This is a genomic window from Pseudomonas entomophila (assembly GCF_013523165.1).
In the GTDB taxonomy this organism is placed as follows: Bacteria; Pseudomonadota; Gammaproteobacteria; order Pseudomonadales; family Pseudomonadaceae; genus Aquipseudomonas; species Aquipseudomonas entomophila_A.
This window is the reverse complement of sequence record NZ_JAAMQI010000032.1, coordinates 18,533-35,167: the sequence shown is the minus strand read 5'-3', so window position 1 is coordinate 35,167 and position 16,635 is coordinate 18,533. Positions and strand designations below refer to the sequence as shown.

The window sequence follows — 16,635 nt, the reverse complement described above, 5'->3', positions numbered from 1 at the left end:
CAATCAAAAATCTCGACCACCCCCACCACCGCACCCGCTTCATCCGTCACCGCCAGCACCCGAATCTTGTGCTCCAGCATGAACGCCTCCGCCTCCGCCAGCTGTGCATCGCTGCGAATGGTCCGCGGTGAAGTCGTCATGAACGTGGCCACCGACGCCTTCACCACTCCCTGATCCTCCAACAACGCCCGCCGCAGGTCGCCATCGGTGACGATCCCGGCCAGGCTGTCCCCTTCCATCACCACCGCCATGCCCAGCCGGCTCTGGGTCATTACCAGCAGGCAATCATGGAACGAGGTCTGTGGCGTCACGATCGGCGCCGGTGCGTGCATCACGTCCCGCACGCGGGTCAGCAGCTTGCGCCCTAGGCTGCCGCCGGGGTGGTAGCGAGCGAAGTCCATGGGCTTGAACTGCAGCGCGTCGATCAGGGCCACGGCCAACGCATCCCCCATGGCCATGGTCGCCAGGGTCGAGGTGGTCGGTGCCAGGTTGTTCGGGCACACCTCGCGCTCGACGGACACGTCCAGCCACACGTCGGCATGCCGCGCCAGGGTCGAGCGGCCGTTGCCGGTCATGGCGATGATCGTGTTGCCGAAGGACTTCAGGCTCGGGATCAGCTTGATCAGCTCGTCGGTCTCGCCGCTGTAGCTGATCAGGATCAGCACGTCGATCGGCTTGAGCATGCCCAGGTCGCCATGGAATGCCTCGGCCGGGTGCAGGAAGAAGCTGGGCGTGCCGGTGGAGGCGAAGGTGGCGACCATCTTCTTGCCGATCAGGCCGGACTTGCCGATGCCGCAGACCACCGTGCGGCCCTGGCAACCCAGTATCAGGTCGACGGCCTGCTGAAAGGCGCCATCGAGGCGGTCTGCCATCTGGGTCAGGGCCTGAGCCTGGGCGGCGAGGGCTTGCTTGGCGATCGGTAGATGTTTCATGTGCAGGATTCGTCTTCGGAAGTAACGGAAACACGCCTGCCAAGGGCAGAGCCGATTGGCACGACGACCGTGCGCGCAGGGGGCACGGGGTGGGAGGTCAGCCTGACCGACGCCGCACGAGGCAGGCACGTTGCGGGCCAGGCCGAAGCGGGCGCATTGTAAACCAAGTCACCCCGCGCGGCGCGTTCAGGCCTGGGCCAGCAGGTCGGTGATCCACTCGGCCTGGCGGGTCATCTCGCGCACTTTCTCCTCCGGCACCGCTTGTCGCGCCCGTGCCAGGTTCGTCAGCGTCTGCTGCTTCTGGCGCAGCATGCGTTGCCACTTGTTCAGAAACGCCGGGCTGCGCACCTGCATCTGCACAGGGCCGAAGTACAGCTCCTGCTCGGTATAGCGCACCGGCCCCGTGGGCTCGGCGACGATCACCTCATAGTCGAAGCGATGCTCGCGCAGGGCTTCTTCGTGCACGATGCGGTAGCCGTTTTCCATCAGCCACACGCGCAAGGGCGGCTCGCCGCCGTTGGGTTGCAGCACCAGGCGCTCTTGCCCGCTCAAACGTGCCTTGCCACGGGCCAGGATGTCGCGAATGGTCTCACCCCCCATGCCGCACAGGCTGACCACGGTGATGCCATCTTCAGGGTGCAGTGCCTCCAGCCCGTCGGCCAGGCGCACCGTGACGCGGTCGGTCAGGTCGTTTTCGCGTACGGTGCGCTCGGCGGCGTGGAAGGGCGTCAGGGCCACTTCGCCGGCCACCGCCGCCTCGATGGCGCCACGGCGCACCAAAGCCACGGGCAGGTAGCCATGGTCCGAGCCGATGTCGGCCAGGCGTGCGCCGGCGGGCACGTGCGCCGCGACGCGTTCCAGGCGGTGGGACAGGGTGTGTTCGTTCAACGGTGATCCTCTCTTCGACGTGCAGCCCGGCAGCGACGGCCGCAGCGGGACGCGAGTCTGGCAAGCAATGCCGATCAATTCAAATGCTCAAGCCCGATGGCGTTGCTCGACGCCGGGCGTAGGACGTGTGGCAGGTAGGCGAAGGACGCTTGCAGGCCCCCGTTCATGCTGTCGAATTCAGTAACCATTGGCCTGCGCTCGACGCTGGGCGAAGGCCGAGGCAGCGGCTAGTGTGACGGGGCAGCCACTGGAATCGCTGCACCATGTCCATCGTTCACAGGAGTGATCCCCATGCACAAGACCGTCTGCAAATCCCTGCTGCTGCCCCTGTTCGCCAGCCTGTCGTTCTCCATCAGCGCGGCCCCGGCCGCACAGCCCACGATGTCCACGATGGCCGCGACGCCCTCGGCCGTCATGCAGGACGCGTCCGCGCCGCAGGTGGACGTGAACAAGGCCGATGCCGCCACGTTACAGAGCGAACTGACCGGTATCGGCAAGTCAAAGGCCGAAGCCATCGTGGCCTATCGAGAAGCGCACGGCCCGTTCACGAGCGTGGACGAGCTGCTGGAGGTGAAGGGCATCGGCAGTGCGCTGCTGGAGCGAAACCGGAGCAAGCTCACCGTGGAGTGAGCGTGCGCCCGGCCTGACGCATGAAGCGTCCGTACCGGCCGGTCGATAGGCAAAGCAGGTCGGCCGGCCCCCACCACTGGCAGGGCAGGCCGACCGCTCACGACGCCTGCATCACTGGGCCATCTTGCCCATGACCCGCGAATAACCTGCCGCCGTCTCGAACACGTCGGCCTTGCCTTGCGCCATCAGGATGGCATCGGCTACCTCGCGAAACGCGCCCGTGCCGCCTGCCGCGTTCAGCACGCTGGAGGCCGCGGCCTTGACGTACGCCGGGGCATCGGCCACCGCGAACGACAGACCGCAACTGGCGAAGGCTGGCAGGTCGATGCTGTCATCGCCCAGGCACGCCGTCTGCCAGGCGCTGACACCGGCTTCGGCCATCAGCTGTTCGCAGGCCGTCTGCTTGTCCTTGATACCGAACTGGCACAGGGTGACGCCCAGGTCGGCCACGCGCTTGCGCAGCGTCGCCGAATCGCGCCCCGACAGCACCGCCACGCGCACGCCGTTCTCTTCCAGCAGGCGCATGCCCATGCCGTCGCGGACGTGGAAGCGCTTGATGCACTCGCCGTTGCCGTCATAGAACAGGCCGCCATCGGTCAGCACGCCGTCGACGTCGGTGATCACCAGGCGTACGTCGGCAAGCGTCGGCAGGGCGGGTGCCGGTTGGCCGGCCATGATCGCGCGCACCGCCTCCAGCCCTTCGGGCGTATCCACGCCCGGGCCGGTCGGCTCGATGGGGTACGCACGGATGCTGTAGCCCGCCGCCAGCAAGCGCAGTTGCTCGAGCTTCTCGGCGTGCTCGAGCATCGGCTGCGGCAGGGCGCTGTACTCGGCCAGCACCTGGCGGCGATAACCGTACACACCCACATGCTTGAGGTAGCGGGCCGCCTCGTCGTCACGCGGATACGGGATCGGCGAGCGGCTGAAGTACAGCGCGTTGCCGTTGTGGCCCAGCACCACCTTGACCGCCTCGGGGCGCTTGGCCTCGTGGGCGTCGATGGCGTGGCACAGGGTGCCGATGGCCACCGCAGGGTCGGCCAGCATGCCGGCGATCAGCGTTTCGATGTCGGCGGGCCGCACCAGCGGCTCGTCGCCCTGCAGGTTGATGTACAGGTCGGCCTGCACCTGGCCCATGACCTCGGCCAGGCGGTCGGTGCCCGATGGGTGCTCGGGCGAGGTCATCACGCAAACCCCGCCAAAGGCCTCCACTGCTTGCGCCACGCGGGCGTCGTCCGTGGCGATCACCACCTGGTCGGCATTGCCCACCTGCAGGGCCCGCTCGTAGACGTGCTGCACCATCGGCTTGCCGAGGATGTCCGCCAGCGGCTTGCCCGGCAGGCGGGTCGAGGCGTAGCGCGCCGGGATCACGATCGCGACCCGTTGTTCGGTACCTGTCATGTCAGTCCCTCGTTCAGCGCGGCAGTCTCAGCGGATGTTCAGGGCCGGGAAGGACTTGACCAGGTCGTCCAGTGCCTTGATCTGTGCCAGGAACGGCTCGAGCTGGTCCAGCGGCAGGGCGCTGGGGCCGTCGCACTTGGCCTGGTCGGGGTTGGGGTGCGCTTCGAGGAACAGGCCGGCCAGGCCGACGCCCATGCCGGCGCGCGCCAGCTCCACCACCTGCTCGCGACGGCCACCGGAGGCTGCGCCCGACGGGTCGCGCTGCTGCAGGGCGTGGGTCACGTCGAAGATGATCGGCAGGTCGTTGCAGGTGCGCTTCATCACGCCGAAGCCGAGCATGTCCACCACCAGGTTGTCGTAGCCCAGGCAGGTGCCGCGGTCGCACAGGATCAGCTGGTCGTTACCGGCTTCACGGAATTTCTGCACGATGTTCTGCATCTGCGACGGGCTGAGGAACTGCGGCTTCTTGATGTTGACCGGCTTGTTGGTCTTGGCCAGCGCCATCACCAGGTCGGTCTGGCGGGCGAGGAAGGCGGGCAGCTGCAGCACGTCGACCACTTCGGCGACCGGGGCGGCCTGGTGGATCTCGTGCACGTCGGTGATCACCGGCACGCCGAACTCGGCCTTCACCTTTTCGAAGATGCGCAGGCCTTCTTCCAGGCCGGGGCCACGGTAGGAGTGGATCGAGGAGCGGTTGGCCTTGTCGAAGCTGGCCTTGAACACGTAGGGGATGCCGAGCTTTTCGGTGACTCGGACGTACTCGGCGCAGGCGGTCAGGGCCAGGTCGAGGGATTCGAGCACGTTGACGCCGCCGAACAGGACGAAGGGTTTGTCGTTGGCGCAGTCGAGGGTGGGGGTGATCTTAACCATGGGGAAGTGGCGGCCCTAGTCGGTGGAAAATGAAAGGCCGCCAGTATACCCCTTCCACCTGGGGGCCGTGTTCCTCCCGTCTTGCACCGCCTGGGCGAGGCTGTCCATCCAGGCGTGGCAGGGCCGTCAGCGGTCCCGCGCTTCCTTCGCATCCATCTCGGCATTGCGTTGCTTGATCTTCTGCTTCTGCTCGTCGGTCAACGGCAGCTTGCTCGCCGTATCGCGCAGCATCAGCAACCCGCCCACAATGGACCCAATCGCCACCAGCAGTATCAACCAGGCGTACCACGGCATGATGTTCTCCCACTCTCATGAAGGCCGAGGCCCATTGTAACGTTCGAACCTGGGGCAGGGCGGGGGTTCCCCCGAGGTGCGATGCCCTGGTGTCGATCCGCGCCCCACCGGTGGGGCACTTCGTTTACAATGCGCGCCGTTCACGCCTTGCCTAGAGACCATTGCCATGCCTGCCTGCCAGACGCCCCTGATCGTTGCCCTGGATTTCCCGACCCGCGAAGCCGCCCTGCGCCTGGCCGACCAGCTCGACCCCGCCCTGTGCCGGGTCAAGGTCGGCAAGGAGCTGTTCACCAGCAGCGCGTCGGGCATCGTCGAGGCATTGCGCGACAAGGGCTTCGAGGTGTTCCTCGACCTCAAATTCCACGACATCCCCAACACCACCGCCATGGCCGTCAAGGCCGCCGCGGAGATGGGCGTGTGGATGGTCAACGTGCACTGCTCCGGTGGCCTGCGCATGATGTCGGCCTGCCGCGAGGTGCTCGCCCAGCGCAGCGGCCCGCAGCCCTTGCTGATCGGCGTGACCGTGCTCACCAGCATGGAGCGCGAGGACCTGGCCGGCATCGGCCTGGACATCGAGCCGCAGGAGCAGGTCCTGCGCCTGGCCGGCCTGGCGCAAAAGGCCGGCATGGACGGTCTCGTGTGCTCGGCGCTCGAAGCGCCCGCCCTGAAAGGGGCCTACCCAGGCTTGCAACTCGTGACGCCGGGGATTCGTCCGGCTGGCAGCGCGCAGGACGACCAACGCCGTATCCTGACGCCGCGCCAGGCCCTGGACGCCGGCTCGGACTACCTGGTCATCGGCCGGCCGATCACCCAGGCAGCCGACCCGGCGGCGGCCTTGGCGGCCGCGGTGGCCGAGGTGCAGGGCGCGCGCGTCTGACCTGATGCGTCTGCCTCACGCGCGGTGTCGCCCGGTCGGCATCGCGTACGTTGAAGACTGTGCAAAATATTGGAACTTCCCGCCTCGCTTGCGTCTCCATCTAGTAACGACACAGTCCCGTGTCCTTTGAAGGAGAGTTCCCATGAGTGGCACCACAGACAAAGTAAAAGGGATGGCTAACGAAGCGGTCGGTAACATCAAGCAAGGTGTCGGCAACATGACCGACAGCGAAAAGCTCAAAGCCGAAGGCAAAGCCCAAGAGATCAAAGGCGAAGGCCAGCAGGTCAAGGGCGATGTGAAGAACAAAGTCGATGAAGTGACCAAGCCATAAGGTCGCGTTTCGCAAAGAACGGCCGCCTCGTGCGGCCGTTTTTTATGCAGGGTCGTTTTTATTGGCCCGCCAGGGAGCGGTGGCCGGCCAGCGTGGTCTACTAGACTAGTTGCAGCCACGTAGGCCCCGAACCGTTGTCGGGCCTGTACCGATGACCGTCGAAGCGGCGAGGGAGACGCTAACAATGTTTAAAGCCATGCAGGGCCTTCCTGTACACAAGGTATTGATCCGCACCGTCAACGAATTCCTCGATGACGAAATGTCCACCTACGCCTCGGCCCTGGCGTACCAGATGCTGTTCTCGCTGTTCCCCTTCCTGCTGTTTCTCATCGCGCTGATCGGCTTCCTGCACCTGCCGGACTTCTTCTCCTGGCTGCGCTTGCAGGCTGAACTAGTGTTGCCCGGCCAGGCACTGGAGCAGGTCAACCCGGTGATCGATCAGTTGCAGCAATCCCAGGGCGGACTGCTGTCGGTGGGTATCGTCATCGCGCTGTGGACGGCCTCGGCTGGCGTGCGTCTGATGATGAGCGCGATGAACGCTGCCTACGACGTGCCGGAAGGGCGTCCGGTGTGGAAGCGCATCCCGCTGTCGGTCCTCTACACCGTGGGCTTCGCCGGCATGCTGTTGTCGGTCGCGGCACTCATGGTGCTGGGTCCACAAGTGATGGAGTGGATTGCCTCGCAAGTCGGACTGGGTGACTTCATCGTCACGGTGTGGACCGTGCTGCGTTGGCCGGTAATCATCATCCTGATGATGATCGCGGTGGCCTTGATGTACTACCTGATGCCCGATGTGAAACAGCAGTTTCGCTTCATCACCCCAGGTTCCGTGCTGGCCGTGGTGGTGTGGATCGGCGCTTCGTTGGGCTTTGGCTTCTACGTGAAGAACTTTGCTGACTACAACGCCATGTACGGCAGCATCGGAACCATCATTGTGCTGCTGCTGTACTTCTACATCTCCTCGGCCGTGCTGCTGCTGGGCGCGGAGATGAACGCGGTGATCGAGCACATGTCGGCCGAGGGCAAGGACAAGGGCGAAAAGGACTTCGACGGCACAACGTCGCCGGAGCCCAAGTCGAACCTGGGCAAGGAAGAACCCGCACCGGCTACCGTTCAGCCGGGTAGCGCTAGCAGCCATTGAGGCAAAGCGCGCCCTGACCTGAAGAAGGCGGGGCGCGGTGGTTCAGCCTGGGATGTCGACCCTCATGTCTGTCAGCATGAGCGCGGGGTAGACTGCAAAGCGATCAGGGGTTTGTGCCGCTGATAGCGGTGCAGGCGCCCTGCCAACGTTTCGGGCAGATCGACGCCGGGCTCGAACGAGAGCCGTTGGTAGAAGGGCAGCAGGTCAGGGTGGCAGAACAGCCATACCTTTCCGTCCAGTCCGGCCATGGCCGCCCCCATCAGACGCGACGCAACGCCCCGTTGCCGCCATTGCGGGTCGACCAGCAGCCCGGTCAACCAGTGACCGCCTTCCACCGGCGTCATGTTCAACCCCGCCACGATCGACCCTGACCGCGCGACCCACGGATGACCGTCGGCCGGCGTGCGCATGCGTGAGCCATGCTGGCGGTAGAAGTGATCCAGCAAGCGGCGCTCGAGCCCGGCCAGGGGCGTGCAGTGCAGGGTGGGTGAGGCGTGCATGAAAAGGCCATGGGTTGGGGAGCGCACAGCATACCTGCTTGTCTTTCCTGCCCCCAGCGCGGCGCCTGCATCGCGGGCAAGCCCGCCCCCACAGAACATGAGGTATCTTCTTGATTTTAAAATGAATGATTTCAGCATTTTGTGGGCCCTGCGGGCCCAATCGCGGCACAGGGGCCGCTTGTACAGGTGACCACGATAGCCTGCAACCCCGTGGTGGAGCTACGGGTGTAGGAGCGGCCCCTGTGCCGCGATTGGGCCCATAGGGCCCACATCACACTTGGTAGAACCCATAGAATCTCCCACAGGTGACCGCGATAGCCATGTTCTCTGCGCGACAGCGCGGCGCCGAGGCAGCGGGCGAACTCCCACAGCTCGCAGGCATACGCCGCTCTATAGGGAGCTTCGTAGGTTTGCGTGTAGCTTGGTGCAGGTGTGGGAGCGGGCTTGCCCGCGATGAAGCCACCGCGAACGCCCAGGCCAAGCGCTGCCCAGGCCACCGCCAAACGAGCATGAACACCCCTGATCCACCCCTCCACCTGCCCACCCCCATCTCCCCGCCGTATACTTCCCCACTTTCACACCCCTCCAGCCCTCGCTCGCCCGGACCCCAACGCCCCATGCCTTTCTCGAACGGATTCCTGCTCAGCCTGTCCCTCTGCCTGGACATCGGTGTCGCCAACATCGCCATGATCACCCTCGCCATGCAGCGCGGTTTCCTGCAAGGCTTCTGGCTGGGGCTGGGCACCTGTGTGGGGGATCTGATCTACGCGTTGGCGGCGTTGGCCGGGATGACCGTGCTGCTGCAGTTCGAGACCGTACGCTGGGTGCTGTGGCTCGGTGGCTCGGCCTTGCTGGTCCTGTTCGCGGTCAAGATGCTGCTGGCCGCCTGGCGCGGTGGCCGTCTGCACGCGCAAGGCGCAGCAGTGGTGGAGCCGGCCTGGCGCGAGTTCCTGCGAGGGCTGTTCCTGGCGATGTCCTCGCCCAGCGCCATCCTCTGGTTCGCGGCAGTCGGCGGGGTGCTGATCTCCCGCTCGGCCGAGGGCGGGCTGGTCGACGCCGGGCTGTTTCTGAGCGGCTTCTTCGTGGCGGGGCTGGTCTGGAGCGCCGGCCTGTGCGGCGTGGCCAGCCACGGCGGGCGACTGCTGGGCGATCGCCTGCTGACCTGGTCCTACCTGGCCTCGGCGGCCATCTTCTGTTACTTCGCGGTGTACGTGATCCTGTCCGGCTATCGCGAATTCATCCTCGCGCCCACGGGGCTGTAGGCGCGATGCGCAGGCGGCGCCACCCGGGCGCCGCACGCCATTCACTCAGCTGGCGACGAAGTTCGGCGGGCTGACCAGCTCGACCGTCTGCTGCTTGCGCGGCGCCAGGATCTCGGCCTCGCCTTGCACCACCACCTCGTCGTGCTGGTTGTAGACGTTGGTGGCGATGCGCACCTTGAACTTGGGCAGCTTCTCGAGGATTTCCAGGCGCACGGTCAGGGTGTCGCCGATCTTGACCGGCTTCTGGAAGCTCATGGTCTGACCCAGGTAGATGGTGCCGGGGCCGGGCAAGGTGCAGGCCACGGCGGCGCTGATCAGCGCGCCGCTGAACATGCCATGGGCGATGCGCTCGCGGAACAGGCTCTTGGCAGCGAACTCGGCGTCCAGGTGCACCGGGTTGTGGTCACCGGACATCGCGGCGAACAGCTGGATGTCGCGTTCTTCCACGGACTTGCTGTAGGTCGCGGTCTGGCCGACTTCGAGGGTTTCGTAGGGGGTGTTGGTGACCTGGGTCATCTGGGCTTCCTTGAGCGAGAAAGGCGATACGTCGGCGGCGCGTCCCGCAGGGCGGCCGGCGAGGAGGGGGCGAAAGGGTGCGATGATATCGGTTGATGGGGTTTGTTGCTTGGTTGATTGACGCCCGCACCGGCCCAGGCCAGGCCCTTCGCAGCCGGGCAGCGCAACCAGACATTACAGCTGAAACAAAATGTGACCAATGTCCGAATCGCGGTCACAAAGGCAACTCCACGGCCACCCCTGGCCCTAGGCGCCCCTAGGCAAAGCTGCTAATCTCGCCCCCGCTTGCCGATGAAACGGTTCCCGCGACCGTCATCCTATTTCAATAATAATCGCATCGATGCGATCAAGATTCTGCTGTGTTCAAGGAGTGGGGTTCCATGATCGAAATCTTTTGGAAGGACAAGTACCCAGCCGGGATCGTGGCCGAAATCGATGCCGACGAATTTCCCAACCTCCAGGCCGTACTCAAGCAGTCCTGCCAACGCTTCGCCGACAAGCCGGCCTTCAGCAACCTCGGCAAGACCCTCACCTATGGTGAGCTCTACAGCCTGTCGGGTGCCTTCGCCGCCTGGTTGCAGCAGCACACCGACCTGCAGCCGGGCGACCGCATCGCCGTGCAGCTGCCCAACGTCCTGCAATACCCGGTGGTGGTCTTCGGCGCCATGCGTGCCGGCCTGATCGTGGTCAACACCAACCCCCTGTACACCGCCCGCGAGCTCGAGCACCAATTCAAGGACTCCGGCGCCAAGGCGCTGGTCTGCCTGGCCAACATGGCACACGTGGCAGAAAAGGTCGTGCCCAAGACCGACGTACGCCACGTCATCATCACCGAAGTCGCCGACCTGCTGCCGCCGCTCAAGCGCCTGCTGGTCAACAGCGTGGTCAAGTACGTCAAGAAGATGGTCCCGGCCTACCACCTGCCCAAGGCCGTGCGCTTCAACGATGCCCTGGCCAAGGGCAAGGGCCAGCCGGTGGTCGAGGCCAACCCGGGTGCCCACGACGTGGCCGTGCTGCAGTACACCGGCGGCACCACGGGCGTGGCCAAGGGCGCCATGCTCACCCACCGCAACCTGGTGGCGAACATGCTGCAATGCCGCGCGCTGATGGGGGCCAACCTGCACGAAGGGTGCGAGATCCTCATCACGCCGCTGCCGCTGTACCACATCTACGCGTTCACCTTCCATTGCATGGCGATGATGCTGATCGGCAACCACAACGTGCTGATCACCAACCCGCGTGACCTGCCGGCGATGGTCAAGGAACTGTCGAAGTGGAAGTTCAGCGGCTTCGTCGGGCTCAACACCCTGTTCGTCGCGCTGTGCAACAACGATGCCTTCCGCGCCCTGGACTTCTCGTCGCTGAAGATCACCCTGTCCGGCGGCATGGCACTGCAACTGAGCGTCGCCGAGCGCTGGAAGTCGGTGACCGGCTGCGCCATCTGCGAGGGCTACGGCATGACCGAAACCAGCCCGGTGGCCACCGTCAACCCGGCCGAAGCCAACCGCGTCGGCACCATCGGCATCCCGGTGCCGTCGACCCTGTGCAAGATCGTCGATGACGAAGGGCGCGAGCTGCCGCAGGGCGAGACGGGCGAGCTGTGCGTCAAGGGCCCGCAGGTGATGAAGGGCTACTGGCAGCGCCAGGAAGCCACCGACGAGGTGCTCGACCGCGAGGGCTGGCTCAAGACCGGAGACATCGCGCTGATCGAGCCCGACGGTTACCTGCGCATCGTCGACCGCAAGAAGGACATGATCCTGGTGTCCGGCTTCAACGTGTACCCCAACGAGATCGAGGACGTGCTGGCCAGCCTGCCGGGCGTGCTGCAGTGCGCGGCCATCGGCGTGCCGAACGAGAAATCCGGCGAGCTGATCAAGGTGTTCCTGGTGGTCAAGCCGGGCATGACCCTGACCAAGGAGCAGGTGCTCGAACACATGCGCGCCAACGTCACCGGCTACAAGGTGCCGCGCCAGGTCGAGTTCCGCGATGCGCTGCCGACCACCAACGTCGGCAAGATCCTGCGCCGCGAGCTGCGCGACGAAGAACTGAAGAAGCAGGGCGTGGCCAAGACGGCCTGATCCGGAGCCGTCGCCATGGGGACTGTGCAGCCCCGTCGGTGACACCTGGGCCTGTACGCTGCCGGTCGTCCTGACTGGTGGCCGCCTGCCTTCTGTAGAAAAGGTAATGATCTCGGGATCTTGCGGGCCCTGCGGGCCCGATCGCGGTCGGTCCGGCGCCCCGGCAGGGGCCGCTCCTACAGGAACCGCGATGGCCTGCAACGCTGGCGGTGGGGCTACGGGTGTAGGAGCGGCCCCTGCCGGGACGCCGGACCGGCCGCGATGGGCCGCAAAGCGGCCCTGAAACCGATCAGCAATAAAGCCCCGGATCCTGCCCGCTATCGCCCTGTTCCCTGCACGACAGCACAGCGCCAGGTCAGTGGGCAGACGCCCATCGGCAAATCTGCGACAATCACCGCCTTACATTGCTGCTCATCCACTGCGCCTGCGTCACCCACGCGGCCCCTGGGCACGGGCGGGCGTTGCCGATCCGGCACCCTGCATGTCATGCCCCGAGGGCTGGATGACCTCTCATCAAGCAGGGCCTCCTGCGCCACGCGAGCCTCATGACAGACCACGCCACCGCCACGCTGCTGAACAACCTCGACCACGCCATGATCGCCGACCGCCATCGCCTGCGTCGGCAATTGCACGAGCTGAACAAGCACCCCGACGACGCCAAGCTGGCGCAGTGGGCCGAGCGCCTGCAGGCCTCCTGCGCGCGGGTCAGCGCACGCCAGGCCAGCGTGCCGGTCGTGCGCTACGACGACAGCCTGCCGATCGCCGCCAAGCGCGACGACATCAAGAAGGCCCTGTCCGAACACCAGGTGCTGGTGATCGCCGGCGAGACCGGGTCGGGCAAGACCACCCAGTTGCCGAAGATCTGCCTCGAACTGGGCCGCGGCAGCCACGGGCTGATCGCCCACACCCAGCCCCGCCGGATCGCCGCACGCAGCGTGGCCTCGCGGGTCGCCGACGAGCTGGGCACGCCCCTGGGCGGCCTGGTCGGCTACCAGGTGCGCTTCGAGGACCAGAGCGACGCCAACACCCTGGTCAAGCTGATGACCGACGGCATCCTGCTGGCCGAGACCCAGCACGACCGCTTCCTCGAGCGCTACGACACCATCATCGTCGACGAAGCCCACGAACGCAGCCTGAACATCGACTTCCTGCTGGGCTACCTCAAGACCCTGCTGCCGCGTCGTCCCGACCTCAAGCTGATCATCACCTCGGCGACCATCGACCTGGAGCGCTTCTCCAAGCACTTCGACGATGCGCCGATCATCGAGGTGTCGGGCCGCACCTACCCGGTCGAGACCTGGTACCGCCCGTTGACCAGCGAGCAGGACGAGGAGGGCAACCCGGTCGAGGACGACCTCACCGTCGACCAGGCGATCCTGGCCACGCTGGACGAGATCGCCGACCACGAGCGCCGCGAACGCAAGAGCCCGGGCGACGTGCTGGTGTTCCTGCCGGGCGAGCGCGAGATCCGCGACGCCGCCGAGATGCTGCGCAAGGCCCAGTTGCGCCACACCGAGATCCTGCCGCTGTACGCGCGCCTGTCGCCTGCCGAGCAGCAGCGCATCTTCCAGTCCCATGCCGGGCGCCGCGTGGTGCTGGCCACCAACGTGGCGGAAACCTCGCTGACCGTGCCCGGCATCCGCTACGTGATCGACAGCGGGACCGCGCGCATCAGCCGCTACAGCTACCGCGCCAAGGTCCAGCGGCTGCCCATCGAGGCGGTCTCCCAGGCCAGCGCCAACCAGCGCAAGGGCCGGTGTGGCCGGGTCGAGCCGGGCATCTGCATCCGGCTGTACAGCGAGGAGGACTTCAACGCACGGCCGGCCTTCACCGACCCGGAGATCCTGCGCACCAACCTGGCGGCGGTGATCCTGCAGATGCTGCACCTGCGCCTGGGCGCCATCGATGCCTTCCCGTTCATCGAGCCGCCGGATGGCAAGGCCATCAGCGACGGCTTCAACCTGTTGCAGGAGCTGTCGGCGGTCAACCGCGAGAACCAGCTGACCCCGCTCGGGCGCCAGCTGGCGCGCCTGCCCATCGACCCTCGCCTGGGCCGCATGCTGCTCGAAGGCGCGCGCCAGGGCAGCCTGCAGGAGGTGCTGATCGTCGCCAGCGCGCTGTCGGTGCAGGACCCGCGCGAGCGGCCGCCGGAGCGTCAGCAGGCGGCCGACCAGGCTCATGCCCAGTGGAAGGACGTCGACTCGGACTTCGCGGCCTTGATCAACCTCTGGCGCGGTTTCGAGGAGCAGCGTCAGACGCTCACCGCCAACCCGCTGCGCAACTGGTGCCGCAAGCAGTTCCTCAACTACCTGCGCCTGCGCGAGTGGCGCGACGCCCATCGCCAGCTGGCGCTGATCTGCCGCGACCTGCAACTGGTGGTGAACAAGGAGCCGGCCGATTACCTGCCGGTGCACAAGGCCATCCTCAGCGGCCTGCTCAGCCAGATCGGCCACAAGGCCGAAGAGGGCGACTACCAGGGCGCGCGGCAACGGCGCTTCTGGGTGCACCCGTCGTCCGGCCTGGGGCGCAAGCGCCCGCAGTGGTTGATGGCGGCCGAGCTGGTGGAAACCACCAAGCTGTACGCCCGCATGGTGGCGCGGATCGAACCGGACTGGATCGAACCGCTGGCCGGGCACCTGATCAAGACGAACCACTTCGAGCCGCACTGGGAGAAGAAGCGCGGGCAAGTGGTGGCCTTCGAGCAGATCACGCTGTACGGGCTGATCCTGGTCGGGCGCCGCCCGGTGCATTTCGGGCCGATCGACCCGGTGGTCTCGCGCGAGCTGTTCATCCGCGAAGGGCTGGTCGGCGGGCAGATCCAGTCGCGGGCCAAGTGCCTGGCGGCCAACCGACGCCTGCTCGAGCAGCTCGACGAGCTGGAAGCCAAGGCGCGGCGGCGCGACATCCTGGCCGATGAAGAGACCCTCTACGCCTTCTACGAAGCACGCCTGCCGGAGGAGATCCACCAGACCGCGACCTTCGACAGCTGGTACCGCACCCAGAGCCAGAAAGACCCGAACCTGCTGATCATGCGCGAGGAGGACGTGCTGGCCCGCGAAGCCAGCGAAGTGACCGCCGCGCAGTACCCCGACACCTTGCAGTTCGGTAACCTGCGCCTGTCGTTGACCTACCACTTCGAGCCGAACCACCCGCGTGACGGCGTCACCGTGCGGGTCCCGGCGCCACTGCTGCCGAGCCTGCCGGCCGAGCGCCTGGAGTGGCTGGTGCCCGGCCTGCTGGAGGCCAAGTGCATTGCCCTGGTGCGCAACCTGCCCAAGGCCTTGCGCAAGAATTTCGTGCCGGTGCCGGACTTCGTCAAGGCGGCCATGGCCCGTCTGGTCTTCGGCCAGGGCGCCTTGCCCCAGGCCTTGGGCCACGAGTTGCTGCGCATGACCGGCGCCCGGGTCAGCGACGAGGCCTGGGCGGAGGCGGCCAGTCAGGTCGACAGCCACCTGCGGATGAACATCGAAGTGGTCGACGGGCAGGGTAAATTCCTTGGCGAAGGCCGTGACCTGGCCGAGCTGACCGCACGCTTTGCCGCCGCCAGTCAGGCCGCGCTGGCCATGCCGCGCCACGAGAACGCCGACCAGCCGGTGCAGGCCAAGGCCTTCGGCCAGGTGGCGCAGACCACGCAACAGAAGATCGCCGGGCTGTCGCTGACGGTCTACCCGGCCTTGGTGGAAGAGAACGGCACCGTGCGCGAGGGGCGCTTCTCGACCCAGGCCGAGGCCGAGTTCCAGCACCGTAGGGCCTTGCAGCGCCTGCTGCTGCAGCAGTTGGCTGAACCGGCCAAGTTCCTGCGCGGCAAGCTGCCGGGGCTGACCGAGCTGGGGCTGCTCTACCGCGAACTGGGCCGGGTCGAGGCCCTGGTCGAGGACATCCTGCTGGCCAGCCTGGACAGCTGCATTCTCGAGGGTGAAGACCCGCTGCCCCGTGACGGCGCAGCCCTGGCTGCGCTGGCCGAGCGCAAGCGCGGTGCCTGGGCCGAGCACGCCGAACGCCTGGCCCGCCAGGCCCTGGAAGTGCTCAAGCTATGGCATGGCCTGCAAAAGCGCTTCAAGGGCAAGATCGACCTGAGCCAGGCGGTGGCGCTCAACGACATCAAGCAGCAACTGGGGCACCTGGTGTACCCCAGCTTCGTGCGCCAGACGCCTCATGCCTGGTTCAAGGAGTTGCCGCGTTACCTCAAGGCCATCGAGCTGCGGCTGGAGAAGCTGGGCGCCCAGGTGCAGAAGGACCGGGTCTGGAGTGGCGAGCTGAGCACCCTCTGGGCCCAGTACCAAGCCCGCGCCGACAAGCATGCCCAGGAAGGCAAGCGTGACGAGCAGCTGGCGCTGTATCGCTGGTGGCTGGAGGAGTACCGCGTGTCGCTGTTCGCCCAGCAGCTGGGCACCCGGATGCCGGTATCGGACAAGCGGCTGAGCAAACAGTGGGCGCTGGTGGAGGGGTAGCCTTTCATCCTGCTGGCAAGGCGGCGTAGCGGCCGCCGCCATCGCGGGCAAGCCCGCTCCCACAGGGTATGTCAGCCATCACAGGCAAGTCCCACAAGCTGCATCAGCCATCATGCCGATGCTGTTGTTTGCCTGGCGCCGACAACGTGTGGGAGCGGGCTTGCCCGCGATAGGGCCCGTACAGCCACCCCAAGCATCGACAGTTCAACCTTCACCCTGTCGGCAACACAGCGAAGCCGCCACCCTCCCGGACAGCCTCCGACAGCAATAGGCCAAGAAGCAGCGCCAAAATGGCAACCTTGTCACATCCGCTATCACCTCCACCTGCCCATTCTGTGTAAAACTTGCTGCCAACTCCCGGCAGCGGCTTAGAATCCAGGCCTCTGACCCAACCGGCACAGCGTGCCGTCCACTCCACCCGATCCAGGCCGACGCCATCGCGCGGGCCATAGAACAAGAGGAACGAG

General features: G+C 66.2%; 14 protein-coding genes. 7 read left to right on the top strand and 7 right to left on the bottom strand.

Annotated elements, in window-relative coordinates; all coding sequences use genetic code 11:
• Both G7Z99_RS18425 and G7Z99_RS18420 read right to left on the bottom strand, forming a co-directional pair.
• Window positions 1–932: KpsF/GutQ family sugar-phosphate isomerase (locus tag G7Z99_RS18425; RefSeq protein WP_181096340.1), on the bottom strand; the 932-nt coding region annotated here is incomplete at its 3' end.
• 186 nt (window positions 933–1,118) lie between these two features.
• Window positions 1,119–1,820 carry a tRNA (adenine(22)-N(1))-methyltransferase gene (locus G7Z99_RS18420; protein WP_308812304.1) on the bottom strand — a complete coding sequence of 234 codons (702 nt, stop codon included), beginning with the start codon at window positions 1,818–1,820 and terminating at the stop codon, window positions 1,119–1,121.
• Between the two features lie 291 nt (window positions 1,821–2,111).
• Between G7Z99_RS18420 and G7Z99_RS18415 the strand changes: the two genes are divergently transcribed.
• Entirely contained in the window at window positions 2,112–2,450 is a 339-nt protein-coding gene (locus G7Z99_RS18415) for a ComEA family DNA-binding protein (protein WP_181096336.1), read from the top strand.
• A gap of 111 nt (window positions 2,451–2,561) precedes the next feature.
• On the opposite strand, the gene kdsB is transcribed toward G7Z99_RS18415, so the two are convergent.
• The 3 genes from kdsB to G7Z99_RS18400 all read right to left on the bottom strand — a co-directional run bounded on the left by kdsB (window position 2,562) and on the right by G7Z99_RS18400 (window position 5,012).
• Complete coding sequence (gene kdsB / locus G7Z99_RS18410) at window positions 2,562–3,848, bottom strand: 3-deoxy-manno-octulosonate cytidylyltransferase (protein ID WP_181096334.1); 1,287 nt, start codon at window positions 3,846–3,848, stop codon at window positions 2,562–2,564.
• 27 nt (window positions 3,849–3,875) lie between these two features.
• Entirely contained in the window at window positions 3,876–4,718 is an 843-nt protein-coding gene (gene kdsA / locus G7Z99_RS18405; protein WP_181096332.1) for a 3-deoxy-8-phosphooctulonate synthase, read from the bottom strand.
• A 126-nt stretch (window positions 4,719–4,844) separates the two neighbouring features.
• Complete coding sequence (locus G7Z99_RS18400) at window positions 4,845–5,012, bottom strand: DUF2897 family protein (RefSeq protein WP_181096330.1); 168 nt, start codon at window positions 5,010–5,012, stop codon at window positions 4,845–4,847.
• Between the two features lie 166 nt (window positions 5,013–5,178).
• Between G7Z99_RS18400 and pyrF the strand changes: the two genes are divergently transcribed.
• From pyrF to G7Z99_RS18385, 3 genes are all read left to right on the top strand, one after another.
• Window positions 5,179–5,889, top strand: coding sequence for an orotidine-5'-phosphate decarboxylase (gene pyrF / locus G7Z99_RS18395; RefSeq protein WP_181096328.1), 711 nt, complete (start codon window positions 5,179–5,181; stop codon window positions 5,887–5,889).
• 142 nt (window positions 5,890–6,031) lie between these two features.
• Window positions 6,032–6,220 (top strand): CsbD family protein, encoded by a 189-nt coding sequence (locus G7Z99_RS18390; protein ID WP_181096326.1) that lies wholly within the window; start codon window positions 6,032–6,034, stop codon window positions 6,218–6,220.
• Window positions 6,221–6,404: 184 nt separating this feature from the next.
• Entirely contained in the window at window positions 6,405–7,361 is a 957-nt protein-coding gene (locus G7Z99_RS18385) for a YihY/virulence factor BrkB family protein (protein WP_181096342.1), read from the top strand.
• Window positions 7,362–7,432: 71 nt separating this feature from the next.
• Here the strand turns inward: G7Z99_RS18385 and G7Z99_RS18380 are convergent, their stop codons facing one another.
• Window positions 7,433–7,861: a GNAT family N-acetyltransferase gene (locus G7Z99_RS18380; RefSeq protein ID WP_181096324.1), complete on the bottom strand. Its 429-nt coding sequence runs from the start codon at window positions 7,859–7,861 to the stop codon at window positions 7,433–7,435.
• A 617-nt stretch (window positions 7,862–8,478) separates the two neighbouring features.
• Here G7Z99_RS18380 and G7Z99_RS18375 point away from each other — a divergent pair.
• Window positions 8,479–9,123 (top strand): LysE family translocator, encoded by a 645-nt coding sequence (locus tag G7Z99_RS18375; RefSeq protein WP_181096322.1) that lies wholly within the window; start codon window positions 8,479–8,481, stop codon window positions 9,121–9,123.
• A 45-nt stretch (window positions 9,124–9,168) separates the two neighbouring features.
• Here G7Z99_RS18375 and G7Z99_RS18370 read toward each other — a convergent pair whose 3' ends face one another.
• Window positions 9,169–9,639 (bottom strand): MaoC family dehydratase, encoded by a 471-nt coding sequence (locus G7Z99_RS18370; protein ID WP_181096320.1) that lies wholly within the window; start codon window positions 9,637–9,639, stop codon window positions 9,169–9,171.
• A gap of 380 nt (window positions 9,640–10,019) precedes the next feature.
• Between G7Z99_RS18370 and fadD1 the strand changes: the two genes are divergently transcribed.
• Together fadD1 and hrpA are read left to right on the top strand one after the other, a co-directional pair.
• On the top strand, window positions 10,020–11,717 hold the full coding sequence (gene fadD1 / locus G7Z99_RS18365; RefSeq protein WP_181096318.1) for a long-chain-fatty-acid--CoA ligase FadD1: 1,698 nt from the start codon (window positions 10,020–10,022) through the stop codon (window positions 11,715–11,717).
• Between the two features lie 545 nt (window positions 11,718–12,262).
• The gene (gene hrpA / locus G7Z99_RS18360; protein ID WP_181096316.1) at window positions 12,263–16,168 is read left to right on the top strand and encodes an ATP-dependent RNA helicase HrpA; all 3,906 of its coding nucleotides are present in this window, start codon (window positions 12,263–12,265) and stop codon (window positions 16,166–16,168) included.
• The last annotated feature ends 467 nt before the right edge of the window (window positions 16,169–16,635 follow it).

Excerpts from the sequence above, each read along its gene's own strand:
- kdsB (WP_181096334.1), bottom strand. The coding sequence starts at position 3,848 with ATGACAGGTACCGAACAACGGGTCGCGATCGTGATCCCGGCGCGCTAC.
- G7Z99_RS18370 (WP_181096320.1), bottom strand. The coding sequence starts at position 9,639 with ATGACCCAGGTCACCAACACCCCCTACGAAACCCTCGAAGTCGGCCAG.
- G7Z99_RS18390 (WP_181096326.1), top strand. The coding sequence starts at position 6,032 with ATGAGTGGCACCACAGACAAAGTAAAAGGGATGGCTAACGAAGCGGTC.
- G7Z99_RS18385 (WP_181096342.1), top strand. The coding sequence starts at position 6,405 with ATGTTTAAAGCCATGCAGGGCCTTCCTGTACACAAGGTATTGATCCGC.
- pyrF (WP_181096328.1), top strand. The coding sequence starts at position 5,179 with ATGCCTGCCTGCCAGACGCCCCTGATCGTTGCCCTGGATTTCCCGACC.
- G7Z99_RS18380 (WP_181096324.1), bottom strand. The coding sequence starts at position 7,861 with ATGCACGCCTCACCCACCCTGCACTGCACGCCCCTGGCCGGGCTCGAG.
- fadD1 (WP_181096318.1), top strand. The coding sequence starts at position 10,020 with ATGATCGAAATCTTTTGGAAGGACAAGTACCCAGCCGGGATCGTGGCC.
- hrpA (WP_181096316.1), top strand. The coding sequence starts at position 12,263 with ATGACAGACCACGCCACCGCCACGCTGCTGAACAACCTCGACCACGCC.
- kdsA (WP_181096332.1), bottom strand. The coding sequence starts at position 4,718 with ATGGTTAAGATCACCCCCACCCTCGACTGCGCCAACGACAAACCCTTC.
- G7Z99_RS18415 (WP_181096336.1), top strand. The coding sequence starts at position 2,112 with ATGCACAAGACCGTCTGCAAATCCCTGCTGCTGCCCCTGTTCGCCAGC.
- G7Z99_RS18375 (WP_181096322.1), top strand. The coding sequence starts at position 8,479 with ATGCCTTTCTCGAACGGATTCCTGCTCAGCCTGTCCCTCTGCCTGGAC.
- G7Z99_RS18400 (WP_181096330.1), bottom strand. The coding sequence starts at position 5,012 with ATGCCGTGGTACGCCTGGTTGATACTGCTGGTGGCGATTGGGTCCATT.